Origin of the sequence: Pseudomonas sp. Z4-7 (assembly GCF_051131965.1) — a bacterium.
Lineage (GTDB): Bacteria > Pseudomonadota > Gammaproteobacteria > Pseudomonadales > Pseudomonadaceae > Aquipseudomonas.
Map to the genome: position 1 here is coordinate 3,900,528 of NZ_CP071642.1, position 23,101 is coordinate 3,923,628.

21 protein-coding genes are annotated in these 23,101 nt (G+C 61.5%); 15 read left to right on the forward strand and 6 right to left on the reverse strand.

All coding sequences use genetic code 11. The features are described 5' to 3' along the window. Positions 1-94 precede the first annotated feature (94 nt). Positions 95-964, forward strand: a complete 870-nt coding sequence (locus J3P91_RS17505; RefSeq protein WP_434601241.1) for an isocitrate lyase/PEP mutase family protein — start codon at positions 95-97, stop codon at positions 962-964. A gap of 141 nt (positions 965-1,105) precedes the next feature. On the opposite strand, the gene J3P91_RS17510 is transcribed toward J3P91_RS17505, so the two are convergent. Next, positions 1,106-2,335: an acyl-CoA dehydrogenase gene (locus J3P91_RS17510; RefSeq protein WP_434601242.1), complete on the reverse strand. Its 1,230-nt coding sequence runs from the start codon at positions 2,333-2,335 to the stop codon at positions 1,106-1,108. A 178-nt stretch (positions 2,336-2,513) separates the two neighbouring features. Between J3P91_RS17510 and J3P91_RS17515 the strand changes: the two genes are divergently transcribed. From J3P91_RS17515 to J3P91_RS17525, 3 genes are all read left to right on the forward strand, one after another. Further along, on the forward strand, positions 2,514-3,443 hold the full coding sequence (locus J3P91_RS17515; RefSeq protein ID WP_434573242.1) for a LysR family transcriptional regulator: 930 nt from the start codon (positions 2,514-2,516) through the stop codon (positions 3,441-3,443). 195 nt (positions 3,444-3,638) lie between these two features. After that, complete coding sequence (locus J3P91_RS17520) at positions 3,639-4,040, forward strand: MerR family transcriptional regulator (RefSeq protein ID WP_305500139.1); 402 nt, start codon at positions 3,639-3,641, stop codon at positions 4,038-4,040. Positions 4,041-4,195: 155 nt separating this feature from the next. Beyond that, entirely contained in the window at positions 4,196-5,095 is a 900-nt protein-coding gene (locus tag J3P91_RS17525; RefSeq protein WP_434601243.1) for a hydroxymethylglutaryl-CoA lyase, read from the forward strand. 631 nt (positions 5,096-5,726) lie between these two features. On the opposite strand, the gene J3P91_RS17530 is transcribed toward J3P91_RS17525, so the two are convergent. Next, positions 5,727-7,436 (reverse strand): AMP-binding protein, encoded by a 1,710-nt coding sequence (locus J3P91_RS17530; RefSeq protein ID WP_434601244.1) that lies wholly within the window; start codon positions 7,434-7,436, stop codon positions 5,727-5,729. 201 nt (positions 7,437-7,637) lie between these two features. On the opposite strand from J3P91_RS17530, the gene J3P91_RS17535 reads away from it, so the two are divergent. The 4 genes from J3P91_RS17535 to J3P91_RS17550 are packed head-to-tail and all read left to right on the forward strand — an operon-like array spanning position 7,638 to position 13,198. Beyond that, a complete protein-coding gene (locus J3P91_RS17535) occupies positions 7,638-8,801 on the forward strand; it encodes an isovaleryl-CoA dehydrogenase (RefSeq protein WP_434601245.1) in 1,164 nt (387 codons plus the stop codon). Between the two features lie 11 nt (positions 8,802-8,812). Further along, entirely contained in the window at positions 8,813-10,420 is a 1,608-nt protein-coding gene (locus J3P91_RS17540; protein ID WP_434601246.1) for a carboxyl transferase domain-containing protein, read from the forward strand. Positions 10,421-10,433: 13 nt separating this feature from the next. Then, positions 10,434-11,252, forward strand: coding sequence for a gamma-carboxygeranoyl-CoA hydratase (locus J3P91_RS17545; protein ID WP_434601247.1), 819 nt, complete (start codon positions 10,434-10,436; stop codon positions 11,250-11,252). Continuing rightward, the gene (locus J3P91_RS17550; protein WP_434601248.1) at positions 11,249-13,198 is read left to right on the forward strand and encodes an acetyl/propionyl/methylcrotonyl-CoA carboxylase subunit alpha; all 1,950 of its coding nucleotides are present in this window, start codon (positions 11,249-11,251) and stop codon (positions 13,196-13,198) included. Before J3P91_RS17545 ends, J3P91_RS17550 begins: the two co-directional genes overlap by 4 nt. 30 nt (positions 13,199-13,228) lie before the next feature. Here the strand turns inward: J3P91_RS17550 and J3P91_RS17555 are convergent, their stop codons facing one another. Then, entirely contained in the window at positions 13,229-13,876 is a 648-nt protein-coding gene (locus J3P91_RS17555) for a LexA family protein (protein ID WP_434601249.1), read from the reverse strand. A gap of 129 nt (positions 13,877-14,005) precedes the next feature. Between J3P91_RS17555 and J3P91_RS17560 the strand changes: the two genes are divergently transcribed. Both J3P91_RS17560 and J3P91_RS17565 read left to right on the forward strand, forming a co-directional pair. After that, complete coding sequence (locus J3P91_RS17560; RefSeq protein WP_434573229.1) at positions 14,006-14,347, forward strand: DUF6124 family protein; 342 nt, start codon at positions 14,006-14,008, stop codon at positions 14,345-14,347. A 488-nt stretch (positions 14,348-14,835) separates the two neighbouring features. Continuing rightward, positions 14,836-15,987 (forward strand): M14 family metallopeptidase, encoded by a 1,152-nt coding sequence (locus J3P91_RS17565; protein ID WP_434601250.1) that lies wholly within the window; start codon positions 14,836-14,838, stop codon positions 15,985-15,987. A 163-nt stretch (positions 15,988-16,150) separates the two neighbouring features. Here the strand turns inward: J3P91_RS17565 and J3P91_RS17570 are convergent, their stop codons facing one another. Together J3P91_RS17570 and J3P91_RS17575 are read right to left on the reverse strand one after the other, a co-directional pair. Next, positions 16,151-16,687 (reverse strand): cytochrome b, encoded by a 537-nt coding sequence (locus tag J3P91_RS17570; protein WP_434601251.1) that lies wholly within the window; start codon positions 16,685-16,687, stop codon positions 16,151-16,153. Continuing rightward, positions 16,684-17,766, reverse strand: coding sequence for a catalase family peroxidase (locus tag J3P91_RS17575; protein WP_434601252.1), 1,083 nt, complete (start codon positions 17,764-17,766; stop codon positions 16,684-16,686). Before J3P91_RS17575 ends, J3P91_RS17570 begins: the two co-directional genes overlap by 4 nt. Positions 17,767-17,933: 167 nt before the next feature. Here J3P91_RS17575 and J3P91_RS17580 point away from each other — a divergent pair, with 167 nt between their 5' ends. Together J3P91_RS17580 and J3P91_RS17585 are read left to right on the forward strand one after the other, a co-directional pair. After that, positions 17,934-18,440 carry a sigma-70 family RNA polymerase sigma factor gene (locus J3P91_RS17580; protein ID WP_434573222.1) on the forward strand — a complete coding sequence of 169 codons (507 nt, stop codon included), beginning with the start codon at positions 17,934-17,936 and terminating at the stop codon, positions 18,438-18,440. Beyond that, a complete protein-coding gene (locus J3P91_RS17585) occupies positions 18,437-19,189 on the forward strand; it encodes an anti-sigma factor family protein (RefSeq protein ID WP_434601253.1) in 753 nt (250 codons plus the stop codon). The genes J3P91_RS17580 and J3P91_RS17585 overlap by 4 nt, the downstream gene beginning before the upstream one ends. 132 nt (positions 19,190-19,321) lie before the next feature. Here the strand turns inward: J3P91_RS17585 and J3P91_RS17590 are convergent, their stop codons facing one another. After that, positions 19,322-20,158: an IclR family transcriptional regulator gene (locus J3P91_RS17590; protein WP_434601254.1), complete on the reverse strand. Its 837-nt coding sequence runs from the start codon at positions 20,156-20,158 to the stop codon at positions 19,322-19,324. A 245-nt stretch (positions 20,159-20,403) separates the two neighbouring features. Here J3P91_RS17590 and J3P91_RS17595 point away from each other — a divergent pair, with 245 nt between their 5' ends. From J3P91_RS17595 to J3P91_RS17605, 3 genes are read left to right on the forward strand one after another with little or no spacing between them, the layout of a single operon-like run. After that, positions 20,404-21,429, forward strand: coding sequence for an ABC transporter ATP-binding protein (locus J3P91_RS17595; RefSeq protein ID WP_434601255.1), 1,026 nt, complete (start codon positions 20,404-20,406; stop codon positions 21,427-21,429). Then, entirely contained in the window at positions 21,426-22,295 is an 870-nt protein-coding gene (locus J3P91_RS17600; protein WP_434573215.1) for an ABC transporter permease, read from the forward strand. Before J3P91_RS17595 ends, J3P91_RS17600 begins: the two co-directional genes overlap by 4 nt. 6 nt (positions 22,296-22,301) lie before the next feature. Continuing rightward, positions 22,302-23,096 carry an ABC transporter permease gene (locus J3P91_RS17605; protein ID WP_434573214.1) on the forward strand — a complete coding sequence of 265 codons (795 nt, stop codon included), beginning with the start codon at positions 22,302-22,304 and terminating at the stop codon, positions 23,094-23,096. Positions 23,097-23,101 lie beyond the last annotated feature (5 nt).

Consider the following 23,101-nt stretch of genomic DNA (forward strand, 5'->3'; position numbering starts at 1 on the left):
TCGTCATCATCCTTGGCCGTCCCGCGTGATAGCTTTCCATCCTTAGGCGTTGACACTTTTGCTCAAGCCCTTCCATTCCATTGGTGGAACTCATATGTCCAGGCTTTCCCATCAAGATTTGCGTCGAAATTTCCGCCAATTGCTGGCTTCCACAAATTGCTACCACACAGCTTCAGTGTTCGATCCGATGTCGGCGCGCATTGCCGCCGACCTGGGTTTCGAGGTAGGCATCCTTGGAGGCTCGGTGGCGTCACTGCAAGTATTGGGCGCGCCGGATTTTGCCCTGATCACCCTCAGCGAATTTGCCGAGCAGGCCACCCGCATCGGACGTGTCGCGCAACTGCCGGTGATCGCCGACGCCGACCACGGCTACGGCAACGCACTGAACGTGATGCGTACCATTATCGAGCTCGAACGCGCCGGCGTGGCGGCGTTGACGATTGAAGACACCTTGCTGCCGGCGCAATTTGGCCGAAAGTCCACCGACCTGATCAGCGTGGCCGAAGGCGTCGGCAAGATTCGCGCGGCTCTGGAGGCGCGGGTCGACTCGGAAATGGCCATCGTCGCCCGCACGAACGCGGGGATTCTGCCGGTCCAGGAGATCATCAGTCGCACCCGGCAATACGAGCGCGCCGGCGCGGACGGCATTTGCATGGTAGGCGTGCAGGATTTCGAGCATCTGGAGCAAATCAGCGAGAACCTGAACGTACCGCTGATGCTCGTGACTTATGGCAACCCGCTGCTGCGCGACGATAAACGCCTGGCTGAACTGGGCGTGAGGATCACGATTGACGGCCACGGCGCGTATTTCGCCGCGATCAAGGCTACCTACGACAGTCTGCGGGAACAGCGTCAGATCTTCACCCAGGCGTCAGACCTCAGCGCCACGGAACTGACCCACACCTACACCCAGCCCGAGGAATATATCCGTTGGGCCGAGGAGTATATGAGCGTCAAGGAGTGAGCTGATTCGTTGACCTGGAGGCCGCCATCGCGAGCAAGCTTGCTCCCATAGGGGCTTGCGGTGAGCGCCAATAATGCGCCCACCGATGAACCTCTGTGGGAGCGGGCCTGCTCGCGATAGCAGTCTCAGCGTGAACGAGCTTCAGCGCCCGCTACGCAACATCTCCTTCGGCACATATTTGCCGATCTCGAACTTGCCGATAGCCGCCCGGTGGACCTCATCCGGACCATCAGCCAGGCGCAGCGTGCGCTGCATGGCATACATGTAGGCCAGCGGGAAATCGTTGGAAACCCCGGCCCCGCCGTGGATCTGGATCGCCCTATCAATGACTTTCAAGGCCACGTTCGGCGCGACGACCTTGATCTGGGCGATTTCGCTTTTGGCCACTTTATTGCCGACCGTATCCATCATGTACGCCGCCTTCAAGGTCAGCAGGCGCGCCATGTCGATTTCCATTCGCGAGTCGGCGATCTTGTCGATGTTGCCACCCAGGCGCGCCAGCGGCTGGCCAAACGCGGTGCGACTGATGGCGCGCTGGCACATCAATTCCAATGCGCGCTCGGCCATGCCGATGGAGCGCATGCAGTGGTGAATCCGGCCCGGCCCGAGGCGACCCTGGGCAATTTCAAAGCCGCGTCCTTCGCCCAGCAAGACGTTTTCGTACGGCACCCGCACGTTATCGAACAGCACTTCGGCGTGGCCGTGAGGTGCATCGTCATAGCCGAACACCGGTAGCGGCCGGACAATTTTTACCCCGGGGGTGTCCACCGGCACCAGGATCATTGAGTGCTGGGCGTGACGAGGTGCGTCGGGATTGCTCAGGCCCATGAAGATCAGGATCTTGCAGCGTGGGTCACAGGCGCCTGAGGTCCACCATTTCTTGCCGTTGATGACCCATTGATCGCCGTCACGCTCGGCACGGGCAGCCATGTTGGTGGCGTCCGACGAAGCAACGTCCGGTTCGGTCATGGCAAAGGCCGAACGAATCTCGCCCCGCAGCAGCGGTTCGAGCCAGCGCTGCTTTTGTTCCTCGTTGGCGTAACGCACCAGCACTTCCATGTTGCCGGTGTCCGGCGCCGAACAGTTGAACGGCTCCGGGCCCAGCAGCGAACGCCCCATGATCTCCGCCAGCGGTGCATATTCCAGGTTGGTCAGGCCGGCCCCCAACTCGGACTCGGGCAGGAACAGATTCCACAACCCTTCGGCTTTGGCCTTGGCCTTGAGCTCCTCCATGATCGCAGTCGGCTGCCAACGGTCGCCTTCAGCCACTTGCCGTTCGAACACGGCCTCGGCCGGGTAGACATAGGCATCCATGAACGCCGTGACGCGCTCACGCAGTTCCTGAACCTTGGGGGAGTAGGCAAAATCCATGGGCAGCACCTTCTTGGCAGAGGTTGTTTTTAGGTCATGAAATCGATGCTAGTTCAGCTACGAAAATTTACCTAACCTATTCTCGGCGTGTATTAACATTCATCACCGATATATGGTTCACTGATTCGCATCGCCTTCCGGCACCTCACAACAAGCCCAAGAACAAGAGTGCAGCGCCATGAATCTGAGCAAGGTCGACCTCAACCTTTTCATTGTCTTTGATGCGATCTACACCGAAGCCAACCTGACCCGGGCCGGGCAGATCGTCGGCATCACTCAACCTGCGGTGTCCAACGCCCTGGCGCGTTTGCGCGAGACGTTCAACGACCCGCTGTTCGTGCGTACTGCCCAAGGCATGGTGCCCACGCCGATGGCCCAGAATATTATCGGACCGGTGCGCAACGCCCTGTCGCTGCTCCGGGTGTCGGTGCAGGAAAGCCGGATCTTCAACCCGCTGCAAGCCGTCAAGACCTATCGCATCAGCATGACCGACCTCACCGAGGGCGTGATCCTGCCGCCGCTGTTCCAGCGCCTGCGCCGCCTGGCGCCGACCGTGGCCATCGAGAGTTTCCTGTCCAAGCGTCGGGAAACCACCAAGGAGCTGGCCGCCGGGCGCCTGGATTTCGCGGTTGATGCTCCACTCAATACCGATCCGCAGGTGCGCCACGTCAAGCTGATGGAAGATCGCTACGTGTGTGCCATGCGCAAGGGCCACCCGTTGGCGGGCAAGGAAAAACTCAGCCTGGATGATTACCTGGCGCAGACCCATGTACATATCTCCAGCCGCCGCAACGGCCTCGGTTATGTCGACCTGGCATTGGGCAAGATGGGCATCCAGCGCAAGATCGCCCTGCGCTCGCAGCATTATCTGATGGCTTCCCAGGTGCTCCAGCAGACCGACATGGTCATGACCGTTCCCGAACGTTTCGCCCGTCGCCACGATCTGCATGCGTTCCTGTTGCCCGTCAATGATGTGCCGCCGGTGGAAACCCATCTCTACTGGCACGAAAGCACCGACCAGGACCCGGCCAACCGCTGGATGCGCGAGCAGATGATCGAGCTGTGCCAGCAGGTGACGGCGCATGAGAAGAAGCTTGATAAGGTTTAGCCGATCAAACGGGTCTGATCCCAAATTGTGGGAGCGAGCTTGCTCGCGATGGCGGCGGTTCATTCAACATTGATGCAAGCTGATCCACTGCTATCGCGAGCAAGCTCGCTCCCACAGGTTTGCAGGGGGCCTGCTTGACGTGAACGTTAACCTGCCATTAGCTTAGCGCCAACCCCTTTCGTTTCGAGCGCTTCCATGAGCAGCCAGACCTACAGCATCTCCGACCTCGCCCGCGAATTGGATATCACCACCCGCGCCATCCGCTTCTATGAAGAACAGGGTCTGTTGCGCCCGGAGCGCCGTGGTCAGGAACGTATCTACTCGCCGCGAGACAAGGTCAGCCTGAAACTGATCCTGCGAGGCAAGCGCATCGGTTTCTCTCTCGCCGAGTGCCGTGAGTTGATCGAACTCTACGACCCCAGCAGCGGCAATCAGAAACAACTGCACAGCATGCTGGCGAAAATCGCCGAACGGCGCGAACAGCTCGAACAGCAGTTGCTGGATATCGAACAGATGAAGCTGGAGCTCGACACCGCCGAAGAACGTTGCATCCAGGCGCTGGAGCAGACGATCAAAGGCGAGGAAGTCGTCCAGTAATACGACACGTCCCCTGTGGGAGCGAGCCTGCTCGCGATGGCGATATGACTGGCAACATCGAATTGACTGTCATACCGCTATCGCGAGCAGGCTCGCTCCCACAAGGGTTCGTCATTGGTCCCGGATAGTTGGCAACTCACCACAGGTCAATCCCCATGTCCCTCCCCTCCTTTGTACGTTTGATCGAAGTCGGCCCCCGCGACGGCCTGCAGAATGAATCCCAACCCATCAGCGTGGCGGACAAGGTGCGTCTGGTTGACGCCCTGAGCGATGCGGGCCTGGGTTACATCGAAGTCGGCAGTTTTGTCTCGCCCAAGTGGGTGCCGCAGATGGCCGGTTCGGCCGAGGTATTTGCGCAGATCCAGCGCAAGCCCGGCGTGATCTATGGCGCCCTGGCACCGAACCTGCGGGGTTTCGAGGACGCACTGGCGGCGGGGGTCAAGGAGGTCGCTGTATTCGCCGCGGCGTCCGAAGCGTTTTCCCAGCGCAACATCAATTGTTCGATCAAGGAAAGCCTGGAACGCTTCGCACCGATCATGGAGGCGGCGAAGCACAGCGGCGTCAGCGTGCGCGGCTATGTGTCCTGCGTGCTGGGCTGCCCCTATGAGGGCGAGGTCAAGCCCGAGCAGGTCGCGTGGGTCGCACGGGAGCTGTACGCCATGGGCTGTTACGAGGTGTCCCTCGGCGACACCATCGGCACAGGCACCGCCGGTGCAACGCGCAGGATGTTCGAGGTAGTCGGCGCGGACGTGCCCCGGGAAAAACTGGCGGGACATTTCCATGACACCTATGGCCAGGCCATGGCCAACGTCTACGCCAGCTTGCTGGAAGGTGTCGCCGTGTTCGACAGCTCAATCGCCGGCCTGGGCGGCTGCCCTTATGCCAAGGGCGCCAGCGGTAACGTCGCCACGGAAGACGTGCTGTACCTGCTCAACGGCCTCGGCATCGAGACCGGCATTAATCTGGATGCACTCGTCGCCGCGGGCCGGCAGATCTGCGACGTGCTGGGTCGCTCGACCGGTTCGCGCGTGGCCAAGGCGCGCTTGGCGCGATGAGGTGTTACCGCCCCGCTTGTAACGGGGGCGAAACGAGTAACACGGAAACAATTTGTCTGGAATCGTCGTGCCGAGTTTTCAGCCAAATAACCTAATCCATTGATTTAAAAGGATTTCTAAAAGTTGGCACGGCACCTGCTATATCTCCAGTACAACAAGAATAAAAAAAAGCGACAAACCCAATAAAAACAAGACGAAACGACTCTGACATAACAAAAACAACACGGCAGAGACGCAGCTAACAGATTTTTTTGGAGAAGATGTGCTTTTCAGGGTGCTTCCAGGAGCAACCCGCAACCGGGCAGAGAATAATAAAACTACCTCCAGGTAGCTCCCGAATCGGTTGGATCGCAAGGCGAAAAAGCAGATCAGCGCTCAAAAAAATACGTTTGCTCTTGATCCCGGATGGGGATCGCCAAAAACAGCGGTAAAGGGTCACGGCTGCCAAAAACAACAACAGGCCGCCCCTCAATAATAAAAAAAGAGCACGCGACGACAAAATTAAAGGGGAGCTTCGGCTCCCCTTTGTGCTGTCTGGGGTTTGGTTTCCTTCCATGGGCTCAGAAGGCGATGTGTCACACCATGGCAGCTTGAATGACACACCGCTTTCGCGAGCAGGCTCGCTCCCACACTAGGATTGTGGTTGGCCCTGGTAATTGCGCAGCTCTTCGATGCTGATTTCGCGCATGCGAAATTTCTGGATCTTGCCGGTAACCGTCATCGGGAACTGCTCGACAAATTTGAAATGACGCGGTGTCTTGAAGTGAGCGATGCGTTCCTTGCACCACGCTTGCAACTGCTCCTCGGTGACGCTGTGGCCGGGATGGAGTTTGATCCAGGCCACGATCTCTTCACCGTAGCGCGGGCATGGAATGCCGATCACCTGCACATCTGCCACTGCGGGATGGGTGAAAAAGAACTCCTCCAGCTCCCGGGGATAAACATTCTCGCCGCCACGGATGATCATGTCCTTGTTCCGTCCGACGATACAGACGTAACCCTGCTCATCCATGCTCGCCAGGTCGCCGGTGTGCATCCAGCCCTGCGCATCGATCGCCTCGGCCGTGCCCTTGGGGTTGTTCCAGTAGCCGAGCATCACGCTGTAACCGCGCGTGCACAATTCGCCGATGGTGCCGCGAGGGACAACCTCGCCGTTCCCGTCGATGATCTTGCTCTCCAGTTGCGGCTGGGTACGCCCAACGGTGGTGACGCGCAACTCCAGTTCATCCGTGGGACCGGTCTGCAACGACACCGGGCTGGTTTCCGTCATGCCGTAGGCAATCTGCACTTGGGCCATGTGCATCTCGCTGATGACCCGCCGCATCACCTCGATCGGACAGGTGGCTCCGGCCATGATCCCGGTGCGCAGGCTGGACAGGTCGAAATCCCCGCGCTGCGGCTGGTCCAGCATGGCGATGAACATGGTGGGGACGCCGTACAGCGCGGTGGCTCTTTCTTCGGCCACGGTCCGTAGCGTCAGCAACGGATCGAAGGCATCGTTGGGGTAGATCATGGTACTGCCGTGGGTCATGCACCCCAGGTTACCCATGACCATGCCGAAGCAGTGATACAACGGCACCGGGATCACCAGACGATCGTCGGCGGTCAGGCCGAGGCTTTCACCGACCATGTAACCGTTGTTGAGAATGTTCCGGTGACTGAGGGTCGCGCCCTTGGGAAATCCGGTGGTGCCGGAGGTGTACTGGATATTCACCGGCTGCTCGAAATGCAGGCTGCCCTGGCGCTCGGCCAATTGCCCAGGCGAGATGGCTGCACCGAGGTCGGCCAGCTGCGACCAGGGCAGGAAGCCTGAAGGCGGCTGGGAATCGAGGCTGATCACGCCGCGCAGATCCGGCAAGCATTCGCTTCGCAGTTGGCCGATCGATTGCTCTGCCAGTTCCGGCGCCAATGCCTGCAACATGGCGTGGTAATCCGAAGTCTTGAAAGCCCCCGCACACACCAGCCAGCGGCATCCGGACTGCTTGAGCACATACTCCAGTTCCGAGGCCCGATAGGCCGGGTTGATGTTGACGAGGATCACGCCGATCTTCGCGCTGGCAAACTGGGTAATGCACCACTGCGCGCAATTGGGTGCCCATATGCCTAGCCGATCGCCGGTTTCCAAACCCAGCGCGAGCATGGCCCGGGCGTGCAAATCGACCGCCGCGGCCAATTCGCGCCAGCTGTAGCGCAATGATTGGTGGCGAACCACCAGCGCTTCGCCGTCAGGAAAGTCGGTCACCGTCTGGTCAAACGCCTCGCCGATGGTTTGGGCCAGCAAGGCCTTGGCCTGGGAACCGCAGGTATAGCTGAGTTGCGTATGCGAACCGGGTTGATCCATGACGCCCCCTGTTGTCTTTATTAGTGGGTGTATCGGTGGAATCTCACGACTTCGAAAGCTGTTCAAGCGGCCTTACTCTGGCCCAAGTTGACGTTAACGTAAAGAGCGATTGACAGCCATGGGTCGCGCGCTTACGTTAACGTAAAGGTGAGAGCGCTCCCGCCGCTCCCCGCACCCGACAAAAAATCCAAAAGGTGTCCCATGACCTACCCATCCCTGAATTTTGCCCTCGGCGAAACTATCGATATGTTGCGCGACCAGGTGCAATCCTTCGTCAAGGCAGAGTTGGCGCCTCGGGCGGCGCAGATCGACATCGACAATCTGTTCCCCGCCGATATGTGGCGCAAGTTCGGCGACATGGGCCTGCTGGGCATCACCGTCCCGGAAGAATATGGCGGCGCTGGCCTGGGTTATCTGGCCCATGTGGTGGCGATGGAAGAAATCAGCCGCGGCTCGGCCTCGGTCGCCCTCTCCTACGGCGCCCACTCCAACCTGTGCGTCAACCAGATCAATCGCAACGGCAACCATGAGCAGAAAACCAGATACCTGCCCAAGCTGATCAGCGGCGAACACATCGGCGCCCTGGCCATGAGCGAACCGAACGCCGGCTCCGATGTGGTCTCGATGAAACTGCGCGCAGACAAACGCGGCGACCGCTACGTTCTCAACGGCAGCAAGACCTGGATCACCAACGGGCCTGACGCCAACACCTATGTGATCTACGCCAAGACCGACCTGGAAAAAGGCGCCCACGGCATTACCGCGTTCATCGTCGAACGCGACTGGAAAGGCTTCAGCCGCAGCAACAAGTTCGACAAGCTCGGCATGCGCGGCTCCAACACCTGTGAGCTGTTTTTCGACGACGTCGAGGTGCCGGAAGAAAACATCCTCGGCGTACTCAATGGTGGCGTGAAGGTCCTGATGAGTGGCCTCGATTATGAACGCGTGGTCTTGTCCGGCGGCCCGACCGGAATCATGCAGGCCTGCATGGACCTGATCGTGCCCTATATCCATGATCGCAAGCAGTTCGGCCAGAGCATTGGCGAATTCCAGCTGATCCAGGGCAAGGTTGCGGATATGTACACCCAGCTCAACGCCAGCCGCGCCTACCTGTATGCGGTGGCCCAGGCCTGCGAGCGCGGCGAAACCACGCGCAAGGACGCCGCCGGGGTGATTCTCTACAGCGCCGAACGCGCGACGCAAATGGCCCTCGATGCCATCCAGATCCTGGGCGGCAATGGCTATATCAATGAATTCCCGGCCGGGCGCCTGCTTCGTGACGCCAAGCTGTATGAAATCGGCGCCGGCACCAGTGAGATCCGACGGATGCTGATCGGCCGCGAACTGTTCAACGAAACCCGCTAACGGAGCTGACCATGGCCACGCTGCACACTCAGCTCAACCCACGCTCACCGGAATTCAGCGCCAACCGCAACGCAATGCTCGGCCAGGTCGAGGCGCTGCGTACCTTGCTCGCCCACGTCCAGCAAGGCGGCGGAGCCAAGGCCCAGGAACGGCATACCTCACGGGGCAAATTGTTGCCCAGGGAACGCATCAATCGCTTGCTCGACCCGGGTTCGCCGTTCCTGGAGATCAGTCCGCTGGCGGCTTACGAGGTGTACGGCGAAGACGTTCCGGCCGCCGGCGTGATCGCCGGGATCGGCCGCGTGGAAGGCGTCGAATGCATGATTGTCGCCAACGACGCGACCGTCAAAGGTGGTTCGTATTACCCGCTGACGGTGAAAAAACACCTGCGCGCCCAGACCATCGCCCAACAGAACCGCCTGCCCTGCATCTACCTGGTGGATTCCGGCGGTGCCAACCTGCCGCGACAGGACGAGGTGTTCCCCGACCGTGAGCATTTTGGCCGGATCTTCTTCAACCAGGCCAACATGAGTGCCCAGGGCATCCCGCAAATTGCCGTGGTCATGGGTTCCTGCACCGCTGGCGGCGCGTACGTGCCGGCGATGGCGGACGAGGCGATCATGGTCCGCCAGCAGGCAACGATTTTCCTCGCCGGCCCGCCGTTGGTAAAAGCGGCGACTGGAGAGGTGGTCAGTGCCGAGGACCTGGGCGGCGCCGACGTGCACTGCAAGATTTCCGGTGTCGCCGACCATTACGCCGACAGCGACGAACACGCCCTGGCGCTGGCCCGTCGCAGCGTGGCCAACCTCAACTGGCGCAAGCTCGGTGATGTGCAGCAACGCGCGCCCATCGCCCCGCTGTATTCGAGTGAGGAGCTGTACGGCGTGGTTTCGGCCGACGCGAAGCAGCCATTCGACGTGCGGGAAGTGATCGCACGTCTGGTGGACGGCTCGGTGTTCGACGAGTTCAAAGCCCTGTTCGGAACGACCCTGGTGTGCGGTTTCGCCCACTTGCACGGTTACCCGGTCGCCATCCTGGCCAACAACGGCATCCTGTTCGCCGAGGCCGCACAAAAAGGCGCGCACTTCATCGAACTGGCCTGCCAGCGCGGCATACCGCTGTTGTTCCTGCAGAACATCACCGGCTTCATGGTCGGTCAGAAATACGAAGCCGGCGGCATCGCCAAACACGGCGCAAAACTGGTGACCGCGGTGGCCTGCGCCCGAGTGCCGAAATTCACCGTGATCATCGGCGGCAGTTTCGGCGCCGGTAACTACGGCATGTGCGGCCGCGCCTATGACCCGCGCTTTTTGTGGATGTGGCCGAATGCGCGGATCGGCGTGATGGGCGCCGAACAGGCGGCCGGCGTGCTGGTGCAGGTCAAACGCGAACAGGCCGAACGCAGCGGCCAGCCGTTCAGCGCAGTTCAGGAGGTCGAGATCAAGCAACCGATCCTCGACCAGTACGAAGAACAGGGGCATCCCTACTATTCCAGCGCGCGGCTGTGGGATGACGGCGTCATTGACCCGGCGCAGACGCGCGATGTGCTGGGCCTGGCCTTGTCCGCGTCGCTGAACGCGCCCATCGAACCGAGCCGCTTCGGCGTGTTCAGGATGTAACCGGGGAACGCCCATGAATCATTACAACACGCTCCAATTGCAGATGGACCCGCGCGGCTTCGCCACCTTGTGGCTCGACCGCGAGTCGAAAAACAACGCGTTCAACGCCGAGATGATCCGCGAGCTGATCCTCGCCCTGGACCAGGTCGGCAGCGATCCGACCCTGCGCTTCCTGCTGATCCGTGGTCGTGGCAAACACTTCAGCGCCGGCGCCGACCTGACCTGGATGCAGCAATCGGCCGAACTCGATTACCACACCAACCTCGACGACGCTCGGGAACTGGCGGAGCTGATGTACAACCTGGCCAAGCTGAAGATCCCGACACTCGCCGTTGTCCAGGGCGCGGCATTCGGCGGCGCGCTGGGTTTGATCAGCGCCTGTGACATGGCCATCGGTGCCGATGATGCGCAGTTCTGCCTGTCCGAAGTACGCATCGGCCTGGCGCCGGCCGTGATCAGCCCATTCGTGGTGCAGGCCATCGGCGAACGGGCGGCACGGCGTTACGCCCTGACGGCTGAACGTTTCGGTGGGCAACGGGCGAAGGAAATCGGTTTGCTGGCGGACAGTTACCCGGCCGAGACCCTGGATGATCAGCTCGGCAAGTGGATCGACAACCTGCTGCTCAACAGTCCGGCGGCCATGCGCGCCAGCAAGGAACTGCTGCGCGAAGTCGGCAACGGTGCGTTGACCCCGGCGTTGCGGCGCTACACCGAAAATGCCATCGCGCGGATACGGGTCAGCCCCGAAGGCCAGGAAGGCCTGCGGGCGTTCCTGCAAAAACGACCGCCGAGCTGGCAAGCCGAGTCCAACCACAAGGAGCCGCGTCGATGAGCGCCCCTGCCCTCACTACCCTGTTGGTCGCCAACCGCGGCGAAATCGCCTGCCGCGTCATGCGCACGGCCAAGGCCATGGGCCTGACCACCGTTGCGGTGCACAGCGCCACCGACCGTGACGCGCGTCATAGCCGGGAAGCCGACGTGCGTGTCGATCTGGGCGGCAGCAAGGCCGCCGACAGCTATTTGCAAATCGACAAACTGATCGCTGCGGCGCAAGCCAGTGGCGCCCAGGCTATCCACCCAGGCTACGGTTTTCTTTCCGAGAATGCCGGGTTCGCCAGGGCCATCGAAAATGCCGGGTTGATCTTTCTCGGCCCACCCGCCTCGGCCATCGAAGCCATGGGCAGCAAGTCCGCCGCCAAGGCCTTGATGGAAACCGCCGGCGTGCCGCTGGTACCCGGCTATCACGGTGAAGCCCAGGATCTGGAGACGTTCCGCGCCGCCGCCGAGCGCATCGGTTATCCGGTGCTGCTCAAGGCCACGGCAGGCGGCGGCGGCAAGGGCATGAAGGTCGTCGAGGAGGTCAGCCAACTGGCCGAGGCATTGGCCTCCGCGCAGCGCGAGGCGCAGTCCTCGTTCAGCGATGCGCGAATGCTGGTGGAAAAATACCTGCTCAAGCCACGCCACGTGGAAATCCAGGTGTTCGCCGACCGGCACGGCAACTGCCTGTATCTCAACGAACGCGACTGCTCGATCCAGCGTCGCCATCAGAAGGTCGTGGAGGAGGCATCGGCGCCGGGCCTGAGCCAGGAATTGCGCCGGGCGATGGGCGAAGCCGCCGTACGGGCGGCCAAGGCGATCGGCTATGTCGGCGCGGGTACGGTGGAGTTTCTGCTGGATTCGCGAGGCGAATTCTTCTTCATGGAAATGAATACCCGGCTGCAGGTCGAGCATCCGGTGACCGAAGCGATTACCGGGCTCGACCTGGTAGCCTGGCAAATCCGCGTCGCCCAGGGCGAGCCATTGCCGATCACCCAGGAGCAGGTGCCGCTGCTGGGTCACGCCATCGAAGTACGTCTGTACGCCGAAGATCCGGCCAATGATTTTCTTCCCGCCACGGGGCGCTTGTCGCTGTATCGCGAGTCGGCCGAAGGCCCAGGTCGCCGGGTAGACAGTGGTGTTGACGAAGGCGATGAGATCTCGCCCTTCTACGACCCGATGCTCGGCAAGTTGATTGCCTGGGGGGAAAACCGTGAACAGGCACGTTTGCGGTTGTTGGCCATGCTCGATGAGTTCGCCATCGGCGGGCTGAAAACCAACATCGGTTTTCTCCGCCGTATCATCGCTCACCCCGCCTTCGCGGCGGCGGAACTGGACACCGGTTTCATCCCGCGTTACCAGGCGCAATTGTTGCCGGAGCCGGGCGAACTGGACGACGATTTCTGGCGCGCTGCGGCCCAGGGTTTCGCCTTGAACCTGACGCCACGTGTCCGCGCCGATGACAGCAACTCGCCATGGGCCGCTACCGCCGGGCTGCGCCTGGGGCTGCCAGCGGAAATCACCCTGCACCTGAGTTGCGATGGCCAGGACCGCGCCGTGACGCTGGATGTTGCTGGTCGCGGCGCCGAGCTCAGGGGCGAGCACTTGATCATCGAGCACAACGGTGTGCGCCGCGAACATCGAGCCATTCGCCACGGCGACAGTCTCTACTTGCAATGGAAGGGCGATCTGTATCGAGTCGACTCCTACGACCCGCTGGCGGCGGCCGAGGCCAGCCACAGCCAGCAGGGCGGCCTGGTCGCCCCCATCAATGGAAGCATCGTTCGGGTGCTGGTGAGCGCTGGCCAGGCGGTGGAAGCCGGCGCGCAACTGGTGGTGCTGGAGGCGATGAAAATGGAGCACAGCATCCGCGCGCCCAAGGCTGGCGTGATCAAGGCGGTGTATTGCCAGGAGGGAGAGATGGTCAGCGAGGGCAGCGCGCTGGTGGAACTGGAAGAATAGACATTCGGCCCGGTTTCCGGGCCGATCCAGTCAGAATCTGATGGTTGCCTGTACGACCACGCCGATGATGCGGCATTGGTCGGTAAACAGGGTTTTCGGATAAGTCGGATTGAGCGGAACCAGGTAACGCTGCCCGCTCTCTTCCATCAACTTGCGGAAAGTCGCTTCGCTGCTGCCTGGCAATCGGGCAATCACCAGTTTGCCGGGCACCGCTTCGATCGCCTGATCCACCAGGATCGACATGCCCTCGGGAATGCTCAAGCCGCTTGGCGCCGTCATCGCATCCCCCATCACCACCAGCCAGAACGCGTCGCCCCGTGCATGGTAATCCGTCAGCTCATAGCGCGGCTGGCCGTAGTCCGCGACATTCTCTTCGCGAACGAGACCGATGTCGCGCCAGTCACTGACCGGGTAGCGAAAGTACGGGTTGTACTTCTGCGCCAGGGCCATCCCCTCGTCGGTGGAAGTGTCCGGCTCGCGGATCACCATTGCCACCTCGAGGAACTCCAGCCCCAGCTCCTGCAGCACCCGGTTCATGTCTCCAAGACTGGGTTGTCGGCGCTTGGTCAGCCAATGGCCGACCCCACCCTGAGACATCCCCAGACGCTCTGCGAGCACCACTTGCGTGATGTGCTGCTCCTTCATCCTGGCCTTGACCAACTCTATCCATTTATCCATGAGCGGCACGATACGTGGCTGACGCCGTCCAGCAAAACACAAGTTGTAGTATTTAAATTATCGTCACAATTACGCCGAGTACTAAGCTGGGATCAGGATTTCCAAACCCGCACGGAGAAACTCGACATCATGGACAAGCCCAACAACGATGAGCCCGCAGCCCCCTCGAACAACCCATTTTCGTCGCTTCAGGATTGTCCGGCGGCCAAACGCGCCCTGGACCACTACCTGAAACCGGATATTGCCGACAACCCGGCGGAACATCGCTTCTTCGACGTCAACCGAAACATCAGTGGGGAGGAAGCCCTGGTTCATGCTTGCGACCTGCTACGTTGTGCAGCCGCTACCGCCCACGAATCCGCCAGCCGATTGAACGGCCCGAGCCGTGACCTGGCATTTTCGGTGGTGCATATGATCGACCTGGTCAAGGTCATGCTCGACCGGACCCTGGACGGCTACCCGGCACGCTAGCCGCAACGCTTGAAATGACGCCGCGAACGCGGGCCACGAGAAATAATTTCCAATTGAGGCAATAAAAACATTTGACTTGCAAATGATAATGATTATTATTGCATCAGCTGGTCGCGAGATCAGTCGATAGCCCAGAGGACCTTAGGTCGGACCTCTGGAATATCTCCTCATCAGGCTAATCACGGTTTTTGACCCGGCTTTTTGCCGGGTCTTTTTTTGCCGATTTTTCGGCTTATGGCTTCAGGCTAATGAAGTCTTTGGATGCTGCTGATTCGATGACGGCGATGATAGCAAACGCACTTCGCTCGCCAAAGCATCTGCGCTGCAACAGAGTAAATGAACGACAGTCAGCACTTGAGAATCATTCAGCGACTGTCTAATCTGCTTCTGCGTCCAGGGAGGGCGCCCCCTTCTTTTCATGGCGCTAATCGTCCCGGTTCGCCCGTCCTGCGTGTAAAGTAACGGCCACAAGATCCTCTACCGGAACCGTGACCGTGGCTAAATCTTCCTTTGATATCAGCGCCAACTTCGACAGTGGCAATATTGACGTCGTGGACATCAGCAGCCCGTTGCAGTCGCTGCTGAAAATCAGGCCAGACACCCGAAGCGCGCATTTCCAATGGTTTCATTTCAAGGCCAGTGGCCTGCACGTCGGCCAGGAATATTCCTTCCGCCTGCTCAACGCCAGCCAATCGTCCTACAACAAGGCGTGGACAGGCTACCAAGCCGTAGCGTCCTACGATCACGTCAACTGGTTCCGTATTCCTACGCAATTCGAGGGCGATGCCCTGCGCTTTCATCTGGAAGCCGAACAGCCCCACGCCTGGTTTGCCTATTTCGAACCCTACAGCCGCGGCCGTCACGACTGGCTGATCGAACAGGCGCAGCACAAGGCCGGTACCGAACTGCTGGCGACCGGCAAAAGCGTCGAGGGCCGTGATATTCAATTGCTGCGCAAAGGCAGCGGTGCCGAGGGCCGACGCAAGATCTGGATCATTGCGCAGCAGCACCCCGGCGAGCACATGGCCGAGTGGTTCATGGAGGGAGTAATCGAACGTCTCCAGCACCAGGACGACGCCCAGCTGAACCGTTTGCTCGCCAAGGCCGATCTGTACCTGGTGCCGAACATGAATCCGGATGGCGCGTTCCACGGGCACCTGCGCACCAACGCGATGGGCCAGGACCTCAACCGGGCCTGGCAGAGCGCCAGTCCGCAAATCAGCCCCGAGGTCTATTTCGTACAGCAGCAGATGGAAAAGTACGGCGTCGATCTGTTCCTCGATGTCCACGGTGACGAAGAGATACCCCACGTCTTCACCGCCGGTTGCGAAGGCAACCCTGGTTATACGCCACGCATCGCCGAACTCGAAGAGCGCTTTCGCAGCCGCCTCAAGCACCAGACCAAGGACTTCCAGACCGCCCATGGCTACACCCGCGACGAACCGGGCCAGGCCAACATGACCTTGGCCTGCAACGCCGTCGGGCAAAAATATGATTGCCTGTCCCTGACCCTGGAAATGCCGTTCAAGGACCACGACGACCACCCGAACCCACGCACGGGCTGGTCCGGCAAACGCTCAATGCAACTGGGCAAGGACGTGCTGAGCACGGTCGAGGACATCATCGACGAATTGCGCTGAGATTCCCCGGCGCCCCGCTCCCCGTGGCGAGGGAGCTTGCTCCCGCTGGGTGGCGTAGCCACCCCGAATGGCTCGATGCAGTTTTTCAGACATATCGCGTCAGCCGGTTTTACGACGGCTGCGCCGCCGAGCGGGAGCAAGCTCCCTCGCCACGGGTTATGCGTCATTCCTTGCCGCGCAACATGCTGCCCAACACCTCATCCCGGCGCACCCACCCATGGAACAGCGCCGCCGCCAGATGCACCAGCACGGTCAGGAACAACAGATAGGCCAGGTAGCCATGGGCCTTGCGCAGCCACGCAAAAGTCTGGGCATCCGCTGGCAGGATGGAGGGCAACCGCAGCGATTCGCTAAGCATCACCGGGTCGCCTGCTGCCGAAATCATGCTCCAGCCCAACAGCGGCAGGATCAGCATCAAGGCGTACAGCAAGACATGCGAGGCCTTGGCCGCCAATACCTGCCACCCCGGCAGATCGGCTGGCAGCGGCGGCGTACGGCGAGTGAAGCGCACCACCAGGCGCACGATCACCAGCAACAGAATCGCGATGCCCAGAGGTTTGTGCAGCTGGAGCAACCATTCGTGGCGCTCGGACACCGAGGCGACCATGCCTGCGCCGATAAACAGCATGGCGATGATCATCAGGGCCATCAGCCAGTGCAGCAGCCGGGCCAGCGGTGCGAAGTGTCGAGGGGCGTTCATTGACGGGACTCCTGGGTAGCGGGCAATTGGCTGACTTCGCTGGTGCGCCGCAGATAGGAACTGGCATAGGCTGCCGAGCGGGCGGCCAGCAGCGGATCATCCGAGCCTTCGATGCCACTGGGCAGGATCAGCGGGTCATAGTTGATGTCGCGGCAATCCCCGTTGTCCTGCGCCTGGGCGCGCTCCAGTACCAGGGTACCGGCGTTGAGCACCTTGCGGTCGCCGGGCCAGGCCTTGCTGGCGTCGTTGACCGGGTCGCCCGGATTGGCCAGGGTAATGTTCAGCTGCCAGCGCAGTGGCCCGGCAGCCAGGCGTTTCGTCAGGTCCTGCTCAAGGAAGTCAGCGCCTTGGGGCGGCGTGGTCTGAGCCGCGTCCTGGCGCGTTGGTACTACCGCCCAGCGCACCGCCTGGCGCTCCCCCGAGGGGTTCACCAGATAGAACGCGTTAATCCCGTTATAAGTTTCGGTGGCATAGCTGGCCGACGGTTTTGCGGTCTTGATCCAATGCAGGAACGGCATCGCCTCGGGATGCGCGGCAAAAAATGCCGGCATCGCCGCGGGGTTCGGTTTACCCGTGGCCGGATCCGGCGACTGGGCCTGTTGGAGCTGGAAGAACGCCTCGGGCGTCCCCACCGGGAAAACCGGCATGCTGTTCATGCCCGTGCGCCATTGCTGGCCATCGGACTGGGTAAAACGCAACGCCAGGCTGCGGATCGGCACGCTGCCATCGGGTGCGTAGGGGTTGCCGCTGGGCAGTGCAAAACGGCCCACCACCGGCGTCCGCGCATCGTTGAACACCTGCGCGCTGGAGTAGGCTCGCGCCTCGCCGCTGTTCTCAAAATAGCCCGCAACACAGACACCTTTGGAGTGATTGCGCCGAAAACCCGGATGAACCCCGTTATTGGTTTCCAGCACGTTGACCAAGGCCTTGGGCGTCAGCCGTTGCGGGTCCAGGGTACCGTTCACGTAAGCGAATGCCCCGGCCAGCGCCGCGACGACCGCGGCGATGCCGGTCAGGCGCAACGCCAGGCTGGCAGCGCTCAACGGCGGCCGACTCGATTCAGAAGAAGGGTCAACCATTTGCAGACTCCAGGGCTCACGGCCATCTGTGAAAAGGACCTGTCAGACGAAAGCCCGACGGGTTTATTCCCACGTCGCGTATTTAATTTTCCTGCGCTGGAATAATCTCGTTCCCGGGTCGTCTTTCCAGTCCCAACTCAGCGATTGCCCAACGAAGCTGCCCGCCCATGAACGAACTCGACGACCAGTTGCGCCTGCTCATCCCACGGCTACGACGTTTTGCCGTGTCGCTGACTCGCAACCCCAGCAATGCCGATGACCTGGTGCAGGCGTGCCTGGAGCGGGCCTTGTCGAAATGGACCGACAAGCGCCCGGACGGCGACCTGCGGGCCTGGCTGTTTTCGATTCTCTACCGGCAGTTCCTCGACGCCCATCGCCGCTCCCGACGTTATGCGCGGATGCTCGAACTGTTCACCGGCCGCGACGATGCGCACCCTTCGGCCGAACGCAGTGTCATCGCCCAATCGTCACTCCAGGCCTTCGATCAACTGCCCACCGAGCAACGCGCGCTGCTGTTATGGGTCTCGGTGGAAGGCTTGAGCTACCAGCAAGTGGCCGACATCCTGGACGTGCCGACGGGCACCGTGATGTCGCGTCTGTCCCGTGCGCGCCAAGCGTTGCGTCAACTCAGCGAAGGCGAAATCGCCCGCCCTGCCCTGCGGATACTCAAATGATCAGCATGCCCCCCAGCGACAGCGACCTGCACGCCTATGTCGATCGACAGCTCAGCGAAGACGACCAACGCCAGGTGCAGATCTACCTCGACAGCCATCCCGATGTCGCCGCGCGGGTCCGCGGATGGCAGCAAGACACCCAGCATTTGCGCGCGGCCATGAGCGCGGCCCTGCAGCAATCACACAACCCTGGCCTGGATCCAGCGATCATCCGGCAACGCCTCAGGCATCGGTCCCGACGCCAGCTGGCCAGTGCGGCGGTGCTGGTGCTGGCGGTCGGGGTCGGCGGATTTGGCGGATGGCAGGCACGGCAGATGACCCTGCTCAGCGCCGCAGCACCCATGGCTGATGCGCTGCAGGCCTACCGCTTGATTGCCCAGCAGGGCGTCCTGCCCGCCGACTACCAGACGGGCGACGAGCAAAGCATGCAAGGCTGGCTCGACCGCTACTTCACCCAGGCCGACCGCCTGCCGGATCTCTCGGCGGCGGGCTTCAAGCCGGTCAGCGGACGATTGCTCAGTACTGACCAAGGCGCCGCGGCGATGGTGGTCTATCAGGACCCGAGCGGCCTGAAGATCAGTTTCTACGTGCGCCCACCTGGCCCGAAAAACTACCTGCTGCCCCGTGGCAGCCGGCGCGACGGTGAATTGCAGGCCGAATACTGGTCCGGGCCGGGATACAACTATGCGATGGTCATCCCGAGTGATATGCCGGCGGCGCAGAAGCTCAAGCAAACCCTGAAATTCTAACAGCGCCAACCCCTGTGGGAGCGAGCTTGCTCGCGATGGCGGTGGTTCAGTTGGAAATAATCTCGACTGACCCACCGTTATCGCGAGCAAGCTCGCTCCCACAAAGGATATAGGCCGTTCTTGGGTTTGTACTCACCCCTGCCTGAACACCTGCGAAGGCCTGCGCAGCAGCGGGTCGAACGGGTTGATGCGCGGACCGATCGCCGCGGCTTCGCGCTTGAGCATCTCCACCACCGTCGGCAGGCGATCCGGCCCGAGCCGGTCGCTGATGGTCGCCACGCTCAGCGCTGCGACGGCCCGGCCTTCACGATCGAGAATGGGCACCGCGACCCCGGCCATGCCTTGCAACACACCGGTGTTGCGTCCGGCGTAGCCGAGTGTCCGCACGTTCTCGACCTCGGTGCGCAGGAAGACTTCATCGTACAAATGAAAATCCTTGAGCCGCGGCAGGTTGTAATGGATCACCGTGTCGCGCTCTTCCTCTGGCAGGAATGCCAGGATCGCCAGGCTGCCCTGTCCCACGCCCAGTGCCACGCGACCGCCGATGTCGCCGGTGAACGTGCGAATCGGAAACGGCCCCTCGCTGCGATCCAGGCAGATGGCATCGAAACCGCAGCGCGCCAGCAGAAACAGCGAATCCCCCAGCGACGCCGACAGCCGCAACATGGCGGGCCTGGCCAGTTCACGCAGGTTACCGGTATTGCCGGCGCGGGCAGCCAGGGCAAAGAAGTCCAGGCTGAGCCGATAGCGTTTGCTGCGCGCATCCTGCTCGACCATGCCCTCGTCCATCAGGTTGCGCAGCAAGCGGTGCGTGGTCGGCTGGGACAGGCCGATGCGCTGGGCCAGTTGCGTCACGCGCTCACCGCCTTCAACGGTCTCGCCCAGGCTGCGCAGCACCGCGAACAGCCGTGAGACCGAGCCGACCCCAACTTCACCTTTATCTATATTCCGCTGAGTGGAATCAGGCATGTCATTTCTCTTCAGATAATTTACTCACCGGATGAAACTGAAAATAGTCGCCGTCTCAGTGAAATAGTCCATTGAGCCCATCCTATTCTTCGTCCTACTCTGCGTCCATACAGGGGCGATTCGAACAACAGCGGCAGCCGACTTGATCTCGAGCGCCAACGCACCCCGCGACATCCTTTCGTATCTGCCCATACAAAAAAGCGCGCCTCGCGGCGACGCATAACAATCTCAGGTGGAGCGCAGTCATGGCTTTCGTGCAACTTGAAAACTTGAGCAAACGTTACGGCGACCTCGACGCTGTGGTCGCCACCAACCTCTCGGTGGAAAAAGGCGAGTTCGTCTCCCTGCTGGGGCCTTCAGGTTGCGGCAAGACCACGACCCTGCAAATGATCGCCGGCTTCGTCGAAGCCAGCAGCGGGCGCATCCTCCTCGACGGTCGCGACATCACTCACGCCAAGCCGGCCAGCCGGGGCCTGGGCGTGGTGTTCCAGAGCTACGCGCTGTTTCCCCACATGACCGTCAAGGACAACGTTGCCTTCGGCTTGCGTATGCGCAAAGTGCCGAGCACCGAATTGCAGACACGGGTCGATCGGGTACTCAAGCTGGTGCGCCTCGACCAGCACGCCGAGCGCTACCCGCGGGAACTCTCCGGCGGCCAGCGCCAGCGTGTGGCTTTGGCCCGGGCGCTGGTGATCGAACCGCCAGTGCTGCTACTCGACGAACCGTTGTCCAACCTCGACGCCAACTTGCGCGAGGAGATGCAGTTCGAGATCCGCCGCATCCAGCGCGAGGTCGGCATCACTACGTTGATGGTGACGCATGACCAATCCGAGGCGCTGTCGATCAGCGACCGGGTGGTGGTGATGCAGGCCGGGCGCATCACCCAGATCGACGCGCCCTACACGCTTTATGAACATCCGCGCACCGAGTTCATTTCCGGTTTTGTTGGCAAAGCCAACCTGCTCCCGGGCCAGCGGGACAGCGCCGGCGTCGTGCAAGTCTGTGGCGCCGGTCAAGGCGAGCTGACCCTGAGCCTGCGCCCGGAGAAGATCGATCTGTGCGCCGCCGGCGCGGGGCGGCTGCAAGGCGCTGTCACCAGCCGTTTTTTCCTCGGCAGCCAATGGCTGTACGGCGTCGGCACCCACCTGGGCGAGCTCAGCGTGGTGCGCCGCAACGACGGCTCGGCGCCCCTGACCGAAGGCACCGCCGTCGGCCTGGACTGGGATCCGGCGCTGCTGCGGGTGCTGAGCGTGGACGAGGTGTCGGCATGAAGCTGATCGATGCCATCAAGCGCGGCCGCCAGGGTTACCTGATGTCGGCCCCGGCCCTGGCCTTGTACCTGAGCCTGCTGGTCATTCCCCTCGGGTTGACGCTGGTGTTGTCGTTCAACGTCTTCGACTACGGCTCGGGCATCAACAGCGAGGCCTACACGTTCGAGCATTACACCAGCCTGCTGGGCGATCCGTACTTTTATGAAATCTTCCTGCGCACGTTGTGGATCAGCGCCCTGACCACCGTGCTCTGCGTGCTGATCGGCGTGCCCGAGGCCTACATTCTCAGCCGCATGGGCGCGCCCTGGCGCTCGATTTTCCTGATTCTGATCCTCACGCCGCTATTGATCTCAGTGGTGGTGCGGGCCTTCGGCTGGAGCCTGCTGCTCGGCGCCGACGGCCTGGTCAACCAGACGTTGCAGGCCCTTGGCGGCTCGCCGATGAAGCTGCTCTACACGCCGTTTGCCGTGGTCATCGCCCTGGTCCATGTGATGTTGCCGTTCATGATCATTCCGGTGTGGACCTCGTTGCAAAAACTCGACCCGGCCGCCGAACAGGCCGCGCTGTCCCTGGGCGCGAGCCAGTTCACGGTGATCCGCAAGGTCGTGTTGCCGCAGATCATGCCCGGCGTGCTGTCCGGCACCCTCATTGTGTTCGGCCTCGCCGCCAGTTCTTTCGCGATACCCGGCCTGCTCGGCGGGCGTCGCTTGAAGATGGTCGCCACGCTGATCTACGACCAGTACCTGTCGGAACTCAACTGGCCCATGGGCGCGGCCATTGCCGTCGCGCTGCTGCTGCTCAACCTGCTGATCATGCTCTCGTGGAACCGCATGATCGAAGGCCGCTACAAGAAATCATTGGGGTAATTCTTCATGTCCAGGAACGGTCCTTTCGCCCTGTTGTTTCACGCCCTGGTCGTGGTGTTCATGCTGGCGCCACTGGTGGTGGTCTGCCTGGTGGCCTTCACCCCGGAAAACACCCTGAGCCTGCCCACCACGGAGTTTTCCCTGCGCTGGTTCCGTGCCGTGTTCGAGCGCGCGGATTTTGTCGATGCGTTCTACAACAGCCTGGTCCTGGCGTTCTGCGCGGCGTCGCTGGCGACATTGATCGCGGTGCCGGCGGCGCTGGCAATCACCCGGCTGGAGTTTCCTGGCCGGGATTTTTTCAACGGCCTGTTCCTGTCGCCGATCATCATTCCGCACCTGGTGCTGGGCGTCGCGTTACTGCGCCTGTTTGCGCTGATGGGCGTGAACGGCAGTTTTACCTGGCTGATCTTCGCCCACGTGCTGGTGATCACGCCCTATGTGCTGCGCCTGGTGCTGGCGTCGGCCATCGGCCTGGACCGCAGCGCCGAACAGGCTGCGCAATCGCTGGGCGCGGGGCGCTTCACCCTGTTCCGGCAGATCACCTTGCCGATGATTCTGCCGGGCGTGGCCGGAGGCTGGTTGCTGGCGTTCATCAACAGCTTCGATGAAGTCACGCTGTCGATCTTCGTCACCTCGCCGGCCACGCAAACCCTGCCGGTGCGCATGTATGTGTACGCCACCGAATCCATCGACCCGATGATGGCGGCGGTGTCGGCGCTGGTTATCGGGCTGACTGCATTGACGATGATTCTACTCGATCGGGTCTATGGCCTGGATCGGGTCCTGGTGGGCAAACAATGAGGGCG